This is a genomic window from Rhizobium anhuiense bv. trifolii (assembly GCF_024346605.1).
In the GTDB taxonomy this organism is placed as follows: domain Bacteria; phylum Pseudomonadota; class Alphaproteobacteria; order Rhizobiales; family Rhizobiaceae; genus Rhizobium; species Rhizobium anhuiense.
Map to the genome: position 1 here is coordinate 2,747,958 of NZ_CP098803.1, position 15,556 is coordinate 2,763,513.

The 15,556-nt window shown below is 62.5% G+C and carries 10 protein-coding genes and 1 pseudogene; 5 read left to right on the top strand and 6 right to left on the bottom strand.

Annotated elements, in window-relative coordinates; genetic code table 11:
* The first annotated feature begins 82 nt into the window (after positions 1–82).
* Positions 83–1,066, top strand: coding sequence for an N-acetyl-D-Glu racemase DgcA (gene dgcA, locus NE851_RS22290; protein ID WP_047610067.1), 984 nt, complete (start codon positions 83–85; stop codon positions 1,064–1,066).
* On the opposite strand, the gene NE851_RS22295 is transcribed toward dgcA, so the two are convergent.
* On the bottom strand, positions 1,018–2,238 hold the full coding sequence (locus NE851_RS22295; protein WP_063474987.1) for an MFS transporter: 1,221 nt from the start codon (positions 2,236–2,238) through the stop codon (positions 1,018–1,020). The genes dgcA and NE851_RS22295 overlap by 49 nt on opposite strands.
* A 179-nt stretch (positions 2,239–2,417) precedes the next feature.
* On the bottom strand, positions 2,418–3,230 hold the full coding sequence (locus tag NE851_RS22300; RefSeq protein WP_063474988.1) for a UDP-2,3-diacylglucosamine diphosphatase: 813 nt from the start codon (positions 3,228–3,230) through the stop codon (positions 2,418–2,420).
* Positions 3,231–3,448: 218 nt separating this feature from the next.
* On the opposite strand from NE851_RS22300, the gene NE851_RS22305 reads away from it, so the two are divergent.
* Entirely contained in the window at positions 3,449–4,198 is a 750-nt protein-coding gene (locus tag NE851_RS22305; protein WP_047610072.1) for a histidine phosphatase family protein, read from the top strand.
* 95 nt (positions 4,199–4,293) lie between these two features.
* Here the strand turns inward: NE851_RS22305 and NE851_RS22310 are convergent, their stop codons facing one another.
* On the bottom strand, positions 4,294–7,446 hold the full coding sequence (locus NE851_RS22310) for a multidrug efflux RND transporter permease subunit (protein WP_063474991.1): 3,153 nt from the start codon (positions 7,444–7,446) through the stop codon (positions 4,294–4,296).
* 5 nt (positions 7,447–7,451) lie between these two features.
* Positions 7,452–8,631: pseudogene (locus tag NE851_RS22315) on the bottom strand (efflux RND transporter periplasmic adaptor subunit).
* A 232-nt stretch (positions 8,632–8,863) separates the two neighbouring features.
* Between NE851_RS22315 and NE851_RS22320 the strand changes: the two are divergent.
* The gene (locus NE851_RS22320; RefSeq protein ID WP_184389147.1) at positions 8,864–9,424 is read left to right on the top strand and encodes a TetR/AcrR family transcriptional regulator; all 561 of its coding nucleotides are present in this window, start codon (positions 8,864–8,866) and stop codon (positions 9,422–9,424) included.
* 119 nt (positions 9,425–9,543) lie between these two features.
* Here NE851_RS22320 and NE851_RS22325 read toward each other — a convergent pair whose 3' ends face one another.
* Positions 9,544–10,983, bottom strand: a complete 1,440-nt coding sequence (locus tag NE851_RS22325) for an FAD-binding oxidoreductase (protein WP_254957824.1) — start codon at positions 10,981–10,983, stop codon at positions 9,544–9,546.
* Between the two features lie 223 nt (positions 10,984–11,206).
* Here NE851_RS22325 and NE851_RS22330 point away from each other — a divergent pair, with 223 nt between their 5' ends.
* The gene (locus tag NE851_RS22330; protein ID WP_063474992.1) at positions 11,207–13,519 is read left to right on the top strand and encodes an NADP-dependent malic enzyme; all 2,313 of its coding nucleotides are present in this window, start codon (positions 11,207–11,209) and stop codon (positions 13,517–13,519) included.
* A gap of 66 nt (positions 13,520–13,585) precedes the next feature.
* On the opposite strand, the gene NE851_RS22335 is transcribed toward NE851_RS22330, so the two are convergent.
* A complete protein-coding gene (locus NE851_RS22335; protein WP_097543657.1) occupies positions 13,586–14,122 on the bottom strand; it encodes a ribonuclease H family protein in 537 nt (178 codons plus the stop codon).
* Positions 14,123–14,461: 339 nt separating this feature from the next.
* Here NE851_RS22335 and NE851_RS22340 point away from each other — a divergent pair, with 339 nt between their 5' ends.
* Entirely contained in the window at positions 14,462–15,553 is a 1,092-nt protein-coding gene (locus NE851_RS22340; RefSeq protein ID WP_097631000.1) for a DUF2865 domain-containing protein, read from the top strand.
* Positions 15,554–15,556: the final 3 nt, after the last annotated feature.

The window sequence follows — 15,556 nt, forward strand, 5'->3', positions numbered from 1 at the left end:
GAATCGCGAACGGACCGTTCGACGACCGGCGCGTCAATATACAGAAGCAACGTGCAATTTCCATGCTCGCAGGACAGCAATAATGCCGCGCACCCTCGATATCCAGATGAATTCCTTTCCGATTGCCGGGACTTTCACCATCTCGCGCGGCGCCAAGACCGAGGCCGATGTCATCACCTGTACACTCGCCGAAGACGGTGCCCGGGGGCTTGGCGAATGCGTGCCCTATCGCCGCTATGGCGAGACCATGGAGAGCGTTTTCGCCCAGATCGAGGCCGCGCGTCCGCTGGTCGAGGCAGGCATTTCGCGCAGCGACCTGCTGTCGGCGATGCCGCCGGGCGCTGCGCGCAACGCCGTCGATTGCGCCCTCTGGGACCTGGAAGCGAAACGAACGGGTGAAAGCGTCGCCGTCCGTCTCGGCCTTGCCGATCTGAAGCCGCTCACCACCGCCTACACCATCTCGCTCGGTGAGCCGGAGGTGATGGCCGCCCAGGCGCGCGAACATGCCGGCCGCGCACTGCTCAAGGTCAAGGTCGGAACCGGCGATGATGAAAGCCGCATCCGCGCCGTCCGCGCGGCCGCACCCGATTCCAAAATCATCCTTGACGCCAATGAGGGCTGGCCGGAAGCGGTGCTCGAACGCCACCTCAATATCGCGGCGCAAGCGGGGGTGGCGCTCGTCGAACAGCCGCTGCCGGCTGGCCGCGATGGGATGCTTGCCGAAATCCGCCGCCCGCTCCTCGTCTGCGCCGACGAGAGCGTCCACCACACCGGCGATCTCGCAAGCCTCGCCGACCGCTATGACGCGATCAACATCAAGCTCGACAAGACCGGCGGCCTGACGGAGGCCCTGGCAATGAAGGCCGAGGCCGAACGGCTTGGATTCGGCATCATGATCGGCTGCATGGTCGGCACCTCGCTTGCCATGGCGCCGGCCGTGCTGCTCGCCCAGACTGCCGATTTCGTCGATCTCGATGGTCCGTTGCTGCTTGCACGCGACCGCGAGCCCGGCCTGCGCTACGCCGCTTCCCTGGTCTTTCCGCCGGAAAGCACCCTCTGGGGCTGAAGATAATAGGCTGAGATGACGAGGCCGAGGCCGGAGAGCGCGACCAGCGCCATGACGTAATAGCTGACGACACCGAGCCAGGAATAGAGATAACCCGACGTCAACGTCATCAGCGCCATCGCCATGCCGACATAGAAGAAATAGGCGCCCTGCGCCGATGATTCCTGTGTTTCCTGCACCGTCGCCATGATCCGCCGCTGCACACCGGTATGCACGAAGGCATAGGTGAAGCCGTGGAAACACTGCAGCAGAAAGAAACCGACAAAGCCCGTATTCATCGGAAACAGGATCCAGCGGCAGACGCTGACGGCGCAGCCGAAGCGGATCAGCGTCCAGGCGTTGAAGCGCCGGTTGAGACGTTTCGACAGGAAAAACACCGTTACCTCCGAAGCGACGCCGGCGCTCCAGAGTAGGCCGACTTGCGTGCCGGAGAAGCCGAGTTGATGCCAGTAGATCGAGGAAAAAGCGTTGAGCACAGCGTGGCTCGACTGCTGGATGGCGACGCCGATCAGAAGCAGCAGCAGATGCGGCTCGCGCAACCCGCTGCCGGTGGCGGCCGGAATGTTGATCGGCTGGCCGCGCCGCCGCGTCGGCCCGATGCGCGGACAGAAGATCGCCATGACGACGGTCATGATGAAGCCGAACACCATGATATCAAGCACCATCTCGCCGCCCCACCGGCTGATCAACTGGCCACCGACCAACGTCGAGACGATGAAGGCGATAGAGCCCCACACGCGCATCGATCCGTAATCGAGCCCCCAACGGCGCACGCCCGAGATGACGATCGATTCGACGACGGGTACATAGGGCGCGAAAGTGGCGCCCTGCAGCGCATAGACGATCGTCACAGGCCAGAAGGTCGTCGTCCAGAAGAGCGCAATCGCCGTCAGCAGCGACAGGCAGCCAGACCAGAGCAAGACGTCGGCGCGTTCCTTCAAGCGATCGGCGATCATGGCGACGACAGGCGCCACCAACACGCGAACCACCATCGGTATGGCAAGGATGATGCCGATCTCGTGATCGCTGAAGCTGTGGGTTGCGAGCCAGACGGGAAAGAACGGCAGAACGATGCCGTTGACGAGCAGCGGCGCACAATAGGAAAGCGCGCTGAGCAGCCGGAAGCGCGGCGGCGCTCCCTCACCCGTCGGGGAATGTTGAGCGGGAATCATGGGCGGACCTGAAGGAAACTGGACGTTGTCCTAACACGCCACCCTGGAGGCGACTATTGCGAGAAATAGCCGTTCTGAAACGTTTTAGAAAATAAATAGGGCCTGTCACCTGACGGTAACGGCTAAATTCTTGGGAGCGCGGGCACGGATGTGCCAGCACAAAAATCAAGCCGCCAAAATCAGGCAGCTTGGGGGGCGAGTTCGCCCTCGTCATGCATTTCGATGGCGGCAAGCGCCGGCACGCTGCTGGCGAGCGCCCGCCAGGTGATCAGTTCGAACGTACCGTCCTCGTGCTCGGCGACCGCCGTGCAGCTTTCCACCCAATCGCCGGTGTTGATGTAGCGGATGCCGTCCATGTCCTGAATGATGGCATGATGGATATGTCCGCAGATCACGCCGTCGGCGCCGTTTTTGCGGGCTTCTTCAGCCACGACGCGCTCGAATTCACCGATGAAGTTGACGGCATGCTTGACCTGCAGCTTGGCCCAGGCCGAGAACGACCAGTAGGGCATGCCGAGCCGGCGGCGCACCGCCGCCAGGAGAATGTTGATGCGGATCGCCGTATCGTAAGCCCAGTCGCCGAGATAGGCGAGCAGCCGGGCGTTGCGGACGACGACGTCGAATTCGTCGCCGTGCAGGATCAGGTATTTCTTGCCGTCGGCGCCGTCATGCATCATGCGCTCGACGACCTCGATGCCACCGAAATGCATGCCCGGGAAGTCTCGCAGGAATTCGTCGTGATTGCCGGGAATATAGACGACGCGGGTGCCCTTGCGCGCCTTGCGCAGCAGTTTCTGAACGACGTCATTGCAGACCTGTGGCCAATACCAGCTGCGCTTCAGACGCCAGCCGTCGACGATGTCGCCGACGAGCACGATCGTATCGGCTTCGTGGTGGCGCAGGAAATCCAAGAGGAAGTCGGCCTTCGCGGCCTTCGAGCCGAGGTGGACATCGGAAATGAAGAGCGTGCGGAAATGTCTGGGTTCCATCATGTCTTTCACGAGCTGCCGCTCATGTCCCCATCTTTCATCTAACCTTCCAAAACCAGACTCGTGTTTCAGGATGATGACAAGATGTGGAAAAGCGCTGCAAACCGCTCATCCCCCGCGGGCAGAATGCCCGTCGCCGCGCGGCCCGCCAGCCATGTTGCCCTGCGCATTCAGGGCGTTCATGATGACAGCGATTCATATCCGACAATGCGGGATGGCTGATGCGTATCTTTCTCGTTCGCCACGGCGAATCCCTCGGCAACATCAATGAACAGGCCTATCGCCAATTCGGCGATCATAACGTGCCGCTGACGCAGTGGGGCTATCGGCAGGCGCTGGAGGCAGGCAGCGTGATCGCCTCCTATGTCACGGCGTTGCCGAGCGCCGGTTTCGGCAAGCTGCACATCTGGTACTCGCCCTTTCTCAGGACGCGGCAGAGCAAGGATGCGCTGCTTGCAGCCCTGCCGGAAAGCGTCGTCGGTGACATCAGGGAGGATTATCTGCTGCGCGAGCAAGATTTCGGTCTCTTCACCGAGATCTATGATCATGCCGAACAGAAGCAGAAGTTTCCCGATGAGTTCGAAAAATGGGCAAGGCTGCGCAGCAACAGCGGCAAATTCTACGCGCGGCCGCCGGATGGCGAGAGCCGGGCGGATGTGGCCCAGCGGGTGCGCCTGTTCCTGCAGACCGTCATGCACGACGCCGAAAATAGCGACCACAACGTCGTGATCGTCGGCCATGGCGTCACCAACCGGGCGGTGGAAATGAACTTCCTGCACCGCCCCGTCGAGTGGTTCGAGCGCTCCGACAATCCCGGAAATGCCGATATCACCTTGATCGAGGGGACGCGCTCGCAAGGATACGAGTCGATCCTGCTGCATCAGGCGGTCGATCGGCAGCCGGGACAGGAAGGCGAACTGCGCGATGCCTATGGCGCCGACGTGACGATCACGCCGAAGCTCGGCGGCTAGCAACACAGCCAAGAAATGAACGGCCCGGTGCGAAGGTGTGTGGCGGTTTGCGCAAGGCAACCCGCCAACTCGTCGGTTCAGGCGGTGACGTCGCGTCAGCTCGGTGACGTCATGGTTGCCGGCTCCTGCGCGGTCGAGGCTTCCTCGTTCATCGCCTCCGGCCGTTTCGTCCTCAGGAGACGCAGCACGAAGACGAAGAAGACGGGAACGAAGAAGATCGCCAGCACCGTCGCCGAGATCATGCCGCCAAGCACGCCGGTGCCGATGGCATTCTGGCTGGCCGCGCTTGGCCCGGTGGCGATCGCCAGCGGCACCACGCCCAAGGTGAAGGCGAGCGAAGTCATGATGATCGGCCGGAAGCGCAGACGAGCGCCTTCGATCGCAGCCTCCATCAGCGATTTCCCTTCGGCAAAGCCGTCCTTGGCGAATTCGACGATCAAGATGGCGTTCTTCGCCGACAATCCGATGATCGCGATCAGGCCGACCTTGAAGTAGATGTCGTTGGACATGTCGCGGCTCATCACCGCGAGCACGCAGCCGATGACGCCGAGCGGCACGACCAGCATCACCGACAGCGGGATCGACCAGCTTTCGTAAAGCCCCGACAGCAGCAGGAAGACGAAAAGAATGCTGAGGCCGAACAGGAACGGCGCCTGCGATCCAGATCTGAGCTCCTCCAGCGACTGGCCGGTCCATTCGAAGCCGAAGCCGTCGGGAAGTTCGGCTGCCAGCCGCTCCATTTCGGCAATCGCCGCGCCCGATGAATATCCCGGCGCCGGAGCGCCGGAAATGCGCACGGCGGGGTAGCCGTTATAGCCGACGATCTGCGCCGGTCCCTTCTGCCATTCGGCGATGGCGAAGGACGACAGCGGCACCATGCCGCCGCTCGCATTGCGGACATTGAGCTTCATCAGGTCTTCGGCCTGAAGTCTGCTCTTGTCCTGCGCCTGCACGATGACGCGCTGCATGCGGCCCGAATTCGGGAAGTCGTTGACATAGCTCGAACCGAGATTGGCGGTGATCGTGCTGTTGATGTCGGCGAAGGCGACGCCGAAGGTATTTGCCTTTTCGCGGTCGATGACCAGCACGAGTTGGGCCGAGTCGGGCATGCCTTCCGGGCGGATACCGGCGATGATGGGATTCTCAGATGCCTTGCCGATCAGAATGCCCGCCGCCTCGGTCAGTGTCGCCTGGCCCTTCGCCCCACGATCCTGAAGGCGGAAGGTGAAGCCATTGGTCGTGCCGAAACCTTCGATCGGCGGCGGCGACAGCGCGAAGGACGTGGCATCCTTCAGCCCAAACAGCTGCATATTGGCGCGGTTGGAGATCTCCTGCACCGAATTGCCGGCGCCGCGTTCGGCCCAGTCCTTGAGCGTGACAAACACCAGGGCGGCGTTCGGTCCCTGCCCGGAGAAGCTGAAGCCCTGGATCGCGACGACGTTGGCAACGGCCGGTTCCTTCCTGAAGATCGCCTCGATGCTTTCGAGCGAAGCCACGGTGCGGTTGCGGCTCGCCTCCGGCGGTCCCTGCACGTCAACGATCAGGAATCCCTGGTCCTCATCCGGCACGAAGCTGCTCGGCAGGTTGACGAAGAGATAGCCGAGGCCCACGACCAGCGCGAGATAGACGGCCATGGCCCGCCAGGAGCGCTTGGCCAATCCCCCGACGGTGCGGGCGTAGCGGCCGGTCAGCCGGTCGAAATTGCGGTTGAACCAGCCGGCGATGCCCTTCTTTTCATGATGGCCCTTGATCGGTTTCAGGAAGGTGGCGCAGAGCGCCGGTGTCAGCGACAGCGCCAGGAAGGCCGAAAACAGGATGGAGACAACCATGGTCAGGCTGAACTGGCGGTAGATGATGCCGGTCGAGCCCGGGAAGAACGCCATAGGCACGAAGACGCAGGAAAGAACCAGCGTGATGCCGAGGATCGCGCCGGTGATCTGTCGCATCGCCTTCTTGGTCGCCTCCTTTGGCGACAGCCCTTCCACCGCCATCAGCCGCTCGACGTTTTCCACCACCACGATGGCGTCGTCGACGAGAATGCCGATGGCCAGCACCATCGCAAACATCGTCAGCACGTTGATCGAGAAGCCGGCGGCATACATGACAGCAAGCGTCCCAAGCAGCGCGACCGGCACGACGAGCGTTGGAATGATGGTGTAGCGGAAGCTCTGCAGGAAGATGAGCATGACGACGAAGACGAGTGCGACGGCTTCTGCGAGCGTATGCGCCACCTTCTCGATCGATGCCGAGACGAACGGGCTGGTGTCGTAGGGAACCGCATATTCGACGCCCGCCGGGAAGAAGCGCGATAGCTCCTCCATCTTCGCCTTGACCAGATTGGAGGTATTGACGGCATTGCCTGTCGACGACAGCTGGATGGCGATCGCCGCACTCGGCTGTCCGTTCAAGCGGGTGGAAAAGCTGTAGCTCTCGCTGCCCTCTTCGATGCGCGCGACATCGCGCAGCCTGACGTTCGATCCGTCGGCATTGGCGCGCAGCACGATGTCTCCGAACTCCTTGGTGTCGGTCAACTGTCCCTTGACCAGCACCGTCGCCGTCAGGTCCTGCGAGATCGGATTGGGTGCGGCGCCGATCTGGCCCGCCGCCACCTGGGCATTCTGCGCCGAAATCGCCGCGCTGATGTCGGAGGCGGTGAGGTTGAGGCCGACCATCTTGTCGGGATCGATCCAGATACGCATCGCCCGCTGCGAGGCAAACAACTGCGCGCGACCGACGCCTTCGAGACGGCGCAGCTCGCCGATGACGTTCCGGTTGAGATAGTCGCCGAGCGCCACCTCATCGGTCTTGCCGTCTGTCGAGGTCAGCGAGATGAACATCAGGAAGCCGGACGACGCCTCCTCGACCGTGATGCCCTGATCCTTGACCGACTGCGGCAACCGCGGCTCGACACGGCGGATGGCGTTCTGAACGTCAACTGAGGCCTGATCGATATCGGTGCCTGCCGCAAAAGTCGCAGTGATCGTCATCGCGCCCGATGTATCGGAGGTCGACTCGAAATAGGAAAGGTGCTCGACCCCGTTCAGCTCTTCCTCGATCTGGCGGGTGACGCCCTGATAGATATCTTGCGGCGACGCGCCGGGATAGCTGGTGGTGATGCTGAGTTGCGGCGGCGCGACCTTCGGATATTGGGCGACCGGCAGGAAGGGCAGCGCGATCAGGCCGGCGATGGAGATGAAGATCGCAAAGACCCAGGCAAGGATCGGGCGATCGATAAAGAAACGTGCCATCGAGCTTACTCCGGCTTCCTGGCGTCACCGGACGCGAGCTGGCCATCCCGCCATTCTTCCGGCGCGACCTTTGCGCCCGGCTGCAGCTTCTGGACACCGTCGACGACGAGGCGTTCGCCCGACGACAGGCCGCTTTCGACGACCCATTCATTGCCGGAGGATTGACCGAGCTCGATATCGCGCGGTTGCGCCACGTCTCCCTCCTGGACGACATAGACCTGCGCCTTGCCATCGGCCGTGCGGATGACGGCGCGCTGCGGAATGAGGATTGCCTTCACACGGACGGCCTGCTCGATGCGAACACGGACATAAAGCCCCGGCAGCAGGTCGCCCTTCGGATTGGGGAATTCACCGCGGAGCGTGACCTGACCCGTCGTCGCATCGACGCTGGCGCTGCTGAAGAGCAGCTTTCCGGCTTCGCCATAGACCGTGCCGTCGTCGAAGACGAGCTTGATATCGGCCTTCCCGGCTTCCGTCGATGCCAGGCTGCCGTTCTCGACCGCCCGCTTCAGCGCCAGCAGGTCTCCGGAGGATTGCGTGAAGTCGGCATAGACCGGGTCGATCTGCTGGATCATCGCCAGTGCATCCCCGGCGTCGGCCGTCACCAGCGCGCCTTCCGTCACCAGCGCGCCGCCGATGATGCCAGTGATCGGCGCCCGGACTTCGGTATAGCCGAGATTGATCTTCGCCTCGTCGAGCGCTGCCTGCGCCAGCGCGACATCGGCATCGGCCTGGGCAAGGGCGACGGCGGCCGCATCATATTCGATACCGCTTGCGACATCGCGGTCGCGCAGCGACTTCTGGCGCTCCAACTGCTGGCGGGCATTCAACTGCGTCGCCTTGGCGCGCTCGAGGCTTGCCTCGGCACTCGCCACGCGGACCCGGAAGAGCGCCGGATCGATGCGGTAGAGCACGTCACCCTGGTGAACGAGACTGCCCTGTTCGAACACCCGTTCCTGCAGGATGCCGGAAAACCCTAGCCCGCACTTCCGAAACGCGCGTTGCGGCAATGCGGCCGGGCAATTCGCTGACAACGGGAACCGGACGCGCCTTGAGCGTTAGGACGCTGACGGCTGCAGGCGGCATCGCGCCGCCTTCCTGTGCGTGAGCCGGCAGGCCGGCGCCGAGCAACAGCGCCAACGTCAGCGCGTAACCTAATGATTTCGGACGAAAAAGCATATTCATAAGCCTTCCTGATGGTCCGCTGGGGTCCAAAAAAGCACAGCCCGCCGACATGACGTTCGGCGGGCCTCGTGAACCGACAGATAGTCGATCTTTTTTCGCATTGCAAGATACCTACCGGTCGGTATGATAGTATTCTCATACTTGAAGTTCCCATGGTCCGGCGATCCCGGGAGTGATACTGATCCTCTCGAACCATCTCGACGCGAAGCTTATCCCGAACACAGGTCATGCATTGGTAGATAGCCCCCGCAACAGAAAGAAACAGCCGGATGTCGTGCGGCAGGCTCTTCTCGATTGCGCCACGAAGCTGGCGCTCGAACATGGTCTCGCCGCCGTCAGCCTGCAGGCAGTCGCCAGCGCAGCCGGCGTGACCAAGGGAGGTCTGTTTCACCACTTCCCCAATAAGCAGGCGCTCATAGAAGCCGTATTCGACGGCATGATGGAAAATCTCGACCGCGAGATCGATCAGGAACTGGAAAGGGATAAGGGCGGCCACGGCACATTCACCCGCGCCTATGTCCGCACGCTATTTGCCGACCGCGCCCTTAACCAAAGCCCTTGGTCGGCGCAGACCATGACCGTGCTTGCCGACCCCTACTCCAAGTCGCTCTGGCATAAATGGATGAATGACCGGCTCATCAAACACGCCGAAACCGACGCTGGAATGCGGCTCGAAATCGTTCGCCTGGCGGCGGACGGAGCATGGCTTGCCCATGTTCTGAGGCCTGACAACCAGGCGGCTCCCGACGACACGGCGCTGTTGCAGGAATTGATCGAACTCACCAAAGGCTGACAAAGAACAGATTGTCACCGGCCGAGGACATCAGTCGTCGAGCATTCGGATCATTTTGCCGCCGCGCGTAAAGCGAACGCGCGGCGCAGGCTCAATGCCTTGATGTCGCGCCATTCCCGTCAGGCAGCCCGTACGGCCGCCGTGGGTTTGACGTTCTGGTTCATCCGGAACAGATTGTTCGGATCGTAACGCCGCTTGATTTCGGCAAGGCGGCTGTAATTGGCACCGTAAGCGCTTTCGACCCGATCGGTCTCGTCCTCCGGCATAAAGTTGACATAGGCGGTGCCAACCGAATGCGGCTTGGTTGCCTCGAAGAGTTCCCGCGCCCAACCGACGCAATTTCCGTCCATTCCCGTTTCCCGCCAGCGGGCATGCACATTCATGACGAAATGCGAGCTGCGCTGCGGAAATGCGGTGGCCTCTGTGGGCACGCGGCCGGCAGCACCGCCGACATGGCCGATGAAGATCTCGCATTCCGGTCCGGGCAGCTTGCGCACGGCCTTGAGCAGCACGTCGATTGCCGCATCCGATAGGGCGGCGAAATCCTGGCTCTTCCAGTAATTGCGCGCACCGGGCGTCAGCAGCGGGTCGAATGCCTGCTGCCAGCCGGTGAACGGCACCGGGCCGACGACGTCGGCAATCGGCTTTCCGATCGCGCGCAATCTCGCCGCAGCCTTCTCTCCCGCCGCAATGTCTCCGCAATAGCACATGGCGAGCACCACGATCTCCTTGCCGTGCCATTCGGTGGGAATGAACGGCAGCGGCGGCGCCTGGCGCATCACCACCCAGCAGGTCAGTTCGTCGGGTGCTTCTTCCAGTGCCTGCCGGTACTCCTTAAGCACCTTTTCCGCATCGGCGAAGGGATGCACGACGAGGCCGGCCAGCACCTCTGTGTTGAGCGGGTTGAGCTTGAACTCGAAGGAGGTGACGACGCCGAAATTGCCGCCGCCGCCGCGCAGCGCCCAGAACAGGTCAGGTTTCTCAGTCTCGCTCGCCTTGACCAGCTCACCGTCGGCCGTCACCACATCGACCGAAAGCAGATTGTCGAGCGTTAGCCCGAATTTGCGGGTCAGCCAGCCGAAGCCGCCGCCGAGCGTCAGGCCGGCGATGCCGGTGGTGGAATTGATCCCGGTCGGCAGTACCAGCCCGAAGGCCAGCGTTTCCTTGTCGACATCGGCAAGCGTCGCCCCCGGCTCGATCCTGGCGCGCTTGGTCTCAGGATCGACCCGCACCGACTTCATCGCCGACAGGTCGATGACGATACCACCCTCGCAGACGGCGTTGCCGGCAATGCCGTGCCCGCCGCCACGCACTGAAACGAGCAGATTATTGTCGCGTGCAAACCGCACAGCCCGCACGACATCGGCTGCACCGGCGCAACGCGCGATAAGCCCGGGCCGGCGATCGATCATCGCATTCCAGATCGCCCGCGCATCGTTGTAATCCATATCCTTGCTGGTCAGCAGACTGCCGCGAAATCCGGCGGCAAAGGCATCGATGGCTACGTCATTGACCATCGTCTGACCCCTTTGCAGAGTCGTCAGGTTCAAATTGTCCATGATTTCCTCCATGCGACCGGCGCCCCGCACCGTCGCGGCCGGCATCCTGCGCCTGTTGAGGTCGTCAAACAAGTTTTCCAAAAGGATTAGCTAACCAGGGCCGCCGCTTGGCCCCACGGCACGCTCATCACGAAAACTTTTCCCATCCCCCATTTCCATACTGTCGCCCGTATCCGATTGATGTATGGAGGGAACTCCCAAAAAGACGTGCACGGAGGCGGCAATGGATCACCCGGATAAATCCAAGACGGAAAAGAACCTGACGAGCGGCGATCTCGACGAACAGGCGCTTTTCTTCCACCGCTATCCCCGTCCGGGCAAGTTGGAGATCCAGGCGACCAAGCCACTCGGCAACCAGCGCGACCTGGCGCTCGCCTATTCGCCGGGTGTTGCCGCGCCCTGCCTCGCCATCCGCGACAATCCCGAAATGGCGGCCGAATACACCTCGCGCGCCAATCTCGTCGCCGTCATCTCCAACGGCACCGCCGTGCTCGGCCTCGGCAATATCGGCCCGCTCGCCTCCAAGCCGGTTATGGAGGGCAAGGCCGTACTCTTCAAGAAATTCGCCGGCATCGACGTCTTCGATATCGAGATCGATGCCGCAAGCGTCGAGCAGATGGTCTCGACCGTCTCCTCGCTGGAACCGACCTTCGGCGGCATCAACCTCGAAGATATCAAGGCGCCGGAATGTTTCGAGGTCGAGCGGCGCCTGCGCGAGAAGATGAAGATCCCCGTCTTCCACGACGATCAGCACGGCACGGCGATCATCGTCGCCGCCGCGATTCTGAACGGGCTGGAACTCGCCGGCAAGAACATCGCCGACATCAAAATCGTCGCCTCCGGCGCGGGTGCTGCCGCCCTTGCCTGCCTCAACCTGCTTGTCATTCTCGGGGCGAAGCGCGAAAACATCTGGGTCCACGATCTCGAAGGCCTCGTCTACGAGGGCCGCACCGAGCTGATGGACGAATGGAAATCCGTCTATGCCCAGAAGAGCGACACGCGCACGCTGGCCGAAAATATCGGCGGCGCCGACGTCTTCCTCGGCCTGTCCGCCGCCGGCGTCCTGAAGCCGGAGCTGCTGGCGCAGATGGCCGACAAGCCGCTGATCATGGCGCTCGCCAACCCGACGCCGGAGATCATGCCGGATCTCGCCCGCGCCGCCCGCCCCGATGCGATGATCTGCACCGGCCGCTCGGATTTCGCCAACCAGGTCAACAACGTCCTCTGCTTCCCCTATATCTTCCGCGGCGCGCTCGATTGCGGCGCCGAGACGATCAATGAGGAAATGAAGATGGCGGCGGTGCGCGCCATCGCCGCGCTTGCCCGGGAAGAGCCGTCCGACGTCGCCGCCCGTGCTTATTCCGGTGAGACCCCGGTCTTCGGTCCGGATTACCTCATCCCCTCGCCCTTCGATCCGCGCCTCATCCTGCGCATCGCGCCGGCGGTCGCCAAGGCAGCAGAACAGAGCGGCGTGGCGCGTCGCCCGATCCAGGATTTCGACGCCTATCTCGACCAGCTGAACCGCTTCGTCTTCCGCTCCGGCTTCGTCATGAAGCCGATCTTCACCGCCGCCAAGGCTGCAGAGCGCAAGCGCGTCATCTTCTCCGAAGGCGAGGACGAACGCGTGCTGCGCGCCGCCCAGGTGCTGCTCGAGGAAGGCCTCGCCGAACCGATCCTGATCGGCCGCCCGCAGGTCATCGAGACGCGCCTCAAACGCTATGGCCTGCGCATCCGCCCGCTGCAGGATTTCGAGGTGATCAATCCGGAAGACGATCCGCGCTTCCGTGAATATGTCGATCTCTATTTCTCGCTCGTCGGCCGTCGCGGCGTCATTCCCGAAGCCGCCCGCACCATCGTGCGCACCAACACCACCGTCATCGGCGCGCTGGCGCTGCGGCGCGGTGAAGCCGATGCGCTGATCTGCGGCCTCGAAGGCCGTTACGAGAAGCATCTGCGCGACGTCCGCCTGATCATCGGCAAGCGCAAGGATGTCCGTGATTTCTCCGCACTCAGCCTGATGATCTCGCAGCGCGGCGCCACCTTCTTCACCGACACCTACGTCACCTTCAATCCGACCGCCGAGGAGGTTGCCGAGGCGACGGTGCTGGCGGCCGAGGAAATCCGCCGTTTCGGCATCACCCCGCGCGCCGCCCTCGTCTCGCACTCCAACTTCGGCTCGCGCGAATCCGAAAGCGCCACGAAAATGCGCAGCGCTCTGCAGCTCGTGCGCGACGCCGCTCCCGATCTCGAAGTCGACGGCGAGATGCACGGCGAAAGCGCCATCACCGAAGCGCTGCGCAAGCGCGTCATGCCGGACACGACCTTGCACGACGAAGCGAACCTCCTGGTCTTCCCGAACCTCGATGCCGCCAACATCACGCTTGGTGTCGTCAAGTCGATGACCGACGGCCTGCATGTCGGACCGATCCTGCTCGGCACGGCCCTGCCCGCCCACATCCTTGCCCCTTCGGTCACCTCCCGCGGCGTCGTCAACATGGCGGCACTTGCCGTCGTCGAAGCATCGCAGCCGGCCTAAGCCGGCTCCTCATTTCGTCATGCTTAGGCTGGTCTTGGGCATCTGCAACCGGTTGATATAAAACAGCTATCGGGCGCCTTGTAACGAAAGGCGCCCTTTATCCGCAAGCGCATCCGCGCGTTCGTTGCCGGCGATGCCGAAATGGCCTTTGCACCAGGCAATTGCCACCAGACCGTTTTGGGACAGCTGAAGGTCAACCGCTTTCCAGAGTTCCGCATTGGCGATCGTTCGGCTTCGGCCATTGCCATTCGGGCTGCTTTTCTTCCAGCCATTATTCTTCCAGATATGCCGCCGGCTGTTGCAGCCTTTGACGACGTAGACGGAATCCGACCAGATGGTCGCAGGTTCGCCTGTTGTTTGGTTATTGATCCATATTGCCGCCTCGAGGACGGCGGCCAATTCCATCGAATTATTGGCGGAATCTTCGACGCCGCCGAAGCCCGAGGCGATCTCCACGGCATCGCGATAGGCGACAAAAGCCCAGCCCCCATGCCCGGAACCGGGTTCGTAGCAACCGTCGACGAAGAGGTGGAGGCGATGTTGGCCTTCCGATATTCCGACTGTTGTTGCAGGGAAGTGAAGCTTGTTGGAAATGCTCGTCATTTTCTCCGCTATTTGCCTTCGCTGCGCCAGCGCAATTTTGCGACTGCCTGCTCGCCCCGAAGCGGACATTCGAACTGTATCTCTGCGTTGTGTCAACCATTGACGATGGTGGCGGCAACAGTGCCCGCTCCGACCGAGAACTGTAGGGCAATGTGGATCATGGACAATGAATCTGCCCCGACCTCCCCTTACGGAAGATTACCCGCGTCTGCTGGATAAGATCGCGAAAATGCGCTAGGATTTTCTCCAAGCTCATTAAGAGAAACGCCTTAAGAGACAATGCGCGGCGATCGAGGCCGCAATCGACCGATCGACTTTTTGCTCACCCCGGACGACGCCGTGAAACGCCGAAACCTGTCTCTTGCCCTCCTCCTTGCCTTCGCAGCGCCCGCCGCCGCGCAGACGAGCGCGGTCTGCGAGGACCTGCGCGGCCGTCTCGCCGATCTGCCGCGATCGATCGGCAATAGCAACGGCCGGGAGGCGCGCCAATATGCCAGCGCCATGGCCGAGCAGAACCTCGAGCTGCGCAAGGTTCGCAACGAGCTGCGCAACAATGGCTGCACCTCGGGCAGCATGGTCGTGATCGGCGGCGAGAATGCCGATTATTGCGGTGAACTCTCGCAGTCCGAAGCCCGCATGATCGACAATATCCAATATCTCCAGGACCGCCGTAACGAGCTGGCCGGCCAGAGCGGCGATGATGGGACGCGCCGTGAACTGATCGCCGCGCTCGATCTCAATGGCTGCAACAGCGAAAACTTCTATGCCCCGAGCGATCGCAGCGCCGCCGACCCCGCCCCGAGCATCGAGGAGCAGGCGATGCGCACCGATACCTTCATTCCGCTCGGCGGCGGTGAAGAGGTCGATCCGCGCTACGGCCTGCCGCGGGCCGAAATGCTCTCGCCGGTCAGCACCATGTGCGTGCGCACCTGCGACGGCGGCTTCTTCCCGATCAGCTCGAACGCCACTTCGGTCGATTTCGGCCGCGACGCCCAGACGTGCGCCAAGATGTGCCCGGGTATCGAGACAGAGCTGTTCTATCGTGACGTGACGAGCACCGAAGCCTCGAACATGATCTCGGTCGCAACGGGCACGCCCTACAGCGCCATGAAAAACGCCTTTGCCTACAAGAACCGCACGCCGGGGGAAAAGTCCTCCTGCGCCTGCAATCTCACCGCCTACTACGATGAGATGCGCGGCAAGCAGCCGTCAAGCGAACCGCCGCAACAAGGTTCGATCACCACCATCCGCACCAATCCCACGGCGAAGGATGCTGCCGCAGCCCCACCGCAACCATCCGTCCCGGAGCGCCCCTACGATCCCGTGCAGAACAAGGTCCGCCAGGTCGGCCCGCAATTTCTTGCCGGTGATCAAGGCTCGATCGACCTCGCCAATCCGGCAACGCCGGGGCCGCAGCCTCAACAGCAGTGATTG

Coding starts and splice junctions, on each gene's coding strand:
- dgcA (WP_047610067.1), top strand. CDS start 83: ATGCCGCGCACCCTCGATATCCAGATGAATTCCTTTCCGATTGCCGGG.
- NE851_RS22295 (WP_063474987.1), bottom strand. CDS start 2,238: ATGATTCCCGCTCAACATTCCCCGACGGGTGAGGGAGCGCCGCCGCGC.
- NE851_RS22300 (WP_063474988.1), bottom strand. CDS start 3,230: ATGATGGAACCCAGACATTTCCGCACGCTCTTCATTTCCGATGTCCAC.
- NE851_RS22305 (WP_047610072.1), top strand. CDS start 3,449: ATGCGTATCTTTCTCGTTCGCCACGGCGAATCCCTCGGCAACATCAAT.
- NE851_RS22310 (WP_063474991.1), bottom strand. CDS start 7,446: ATGGCACGTTTCTTTATCGATCGCCCGATCCTTGCCTGGGTCTTTGCG.
- NE851_RS22325 (WP_254957824.1), bottom strand. CDS start 10,983: ATGGACAATTTGAACCTGACGACTCTGCAAAGGGGTCAGACGATGGTC.
- NE851_RS22330 (WP_063474992.1), top strand. CDS start 11,207: ATGGATCACCCGGATAAATCCAAGACGGAAAAGAACCTGACGAGCGGC.
- NE851_RS22335 (WP_097543657.1), bottom strand. CDS start 14,122: ATGACGAGCATTTCCAACAAGCTTCACTTCCCTGCAACAACAGTCGGA.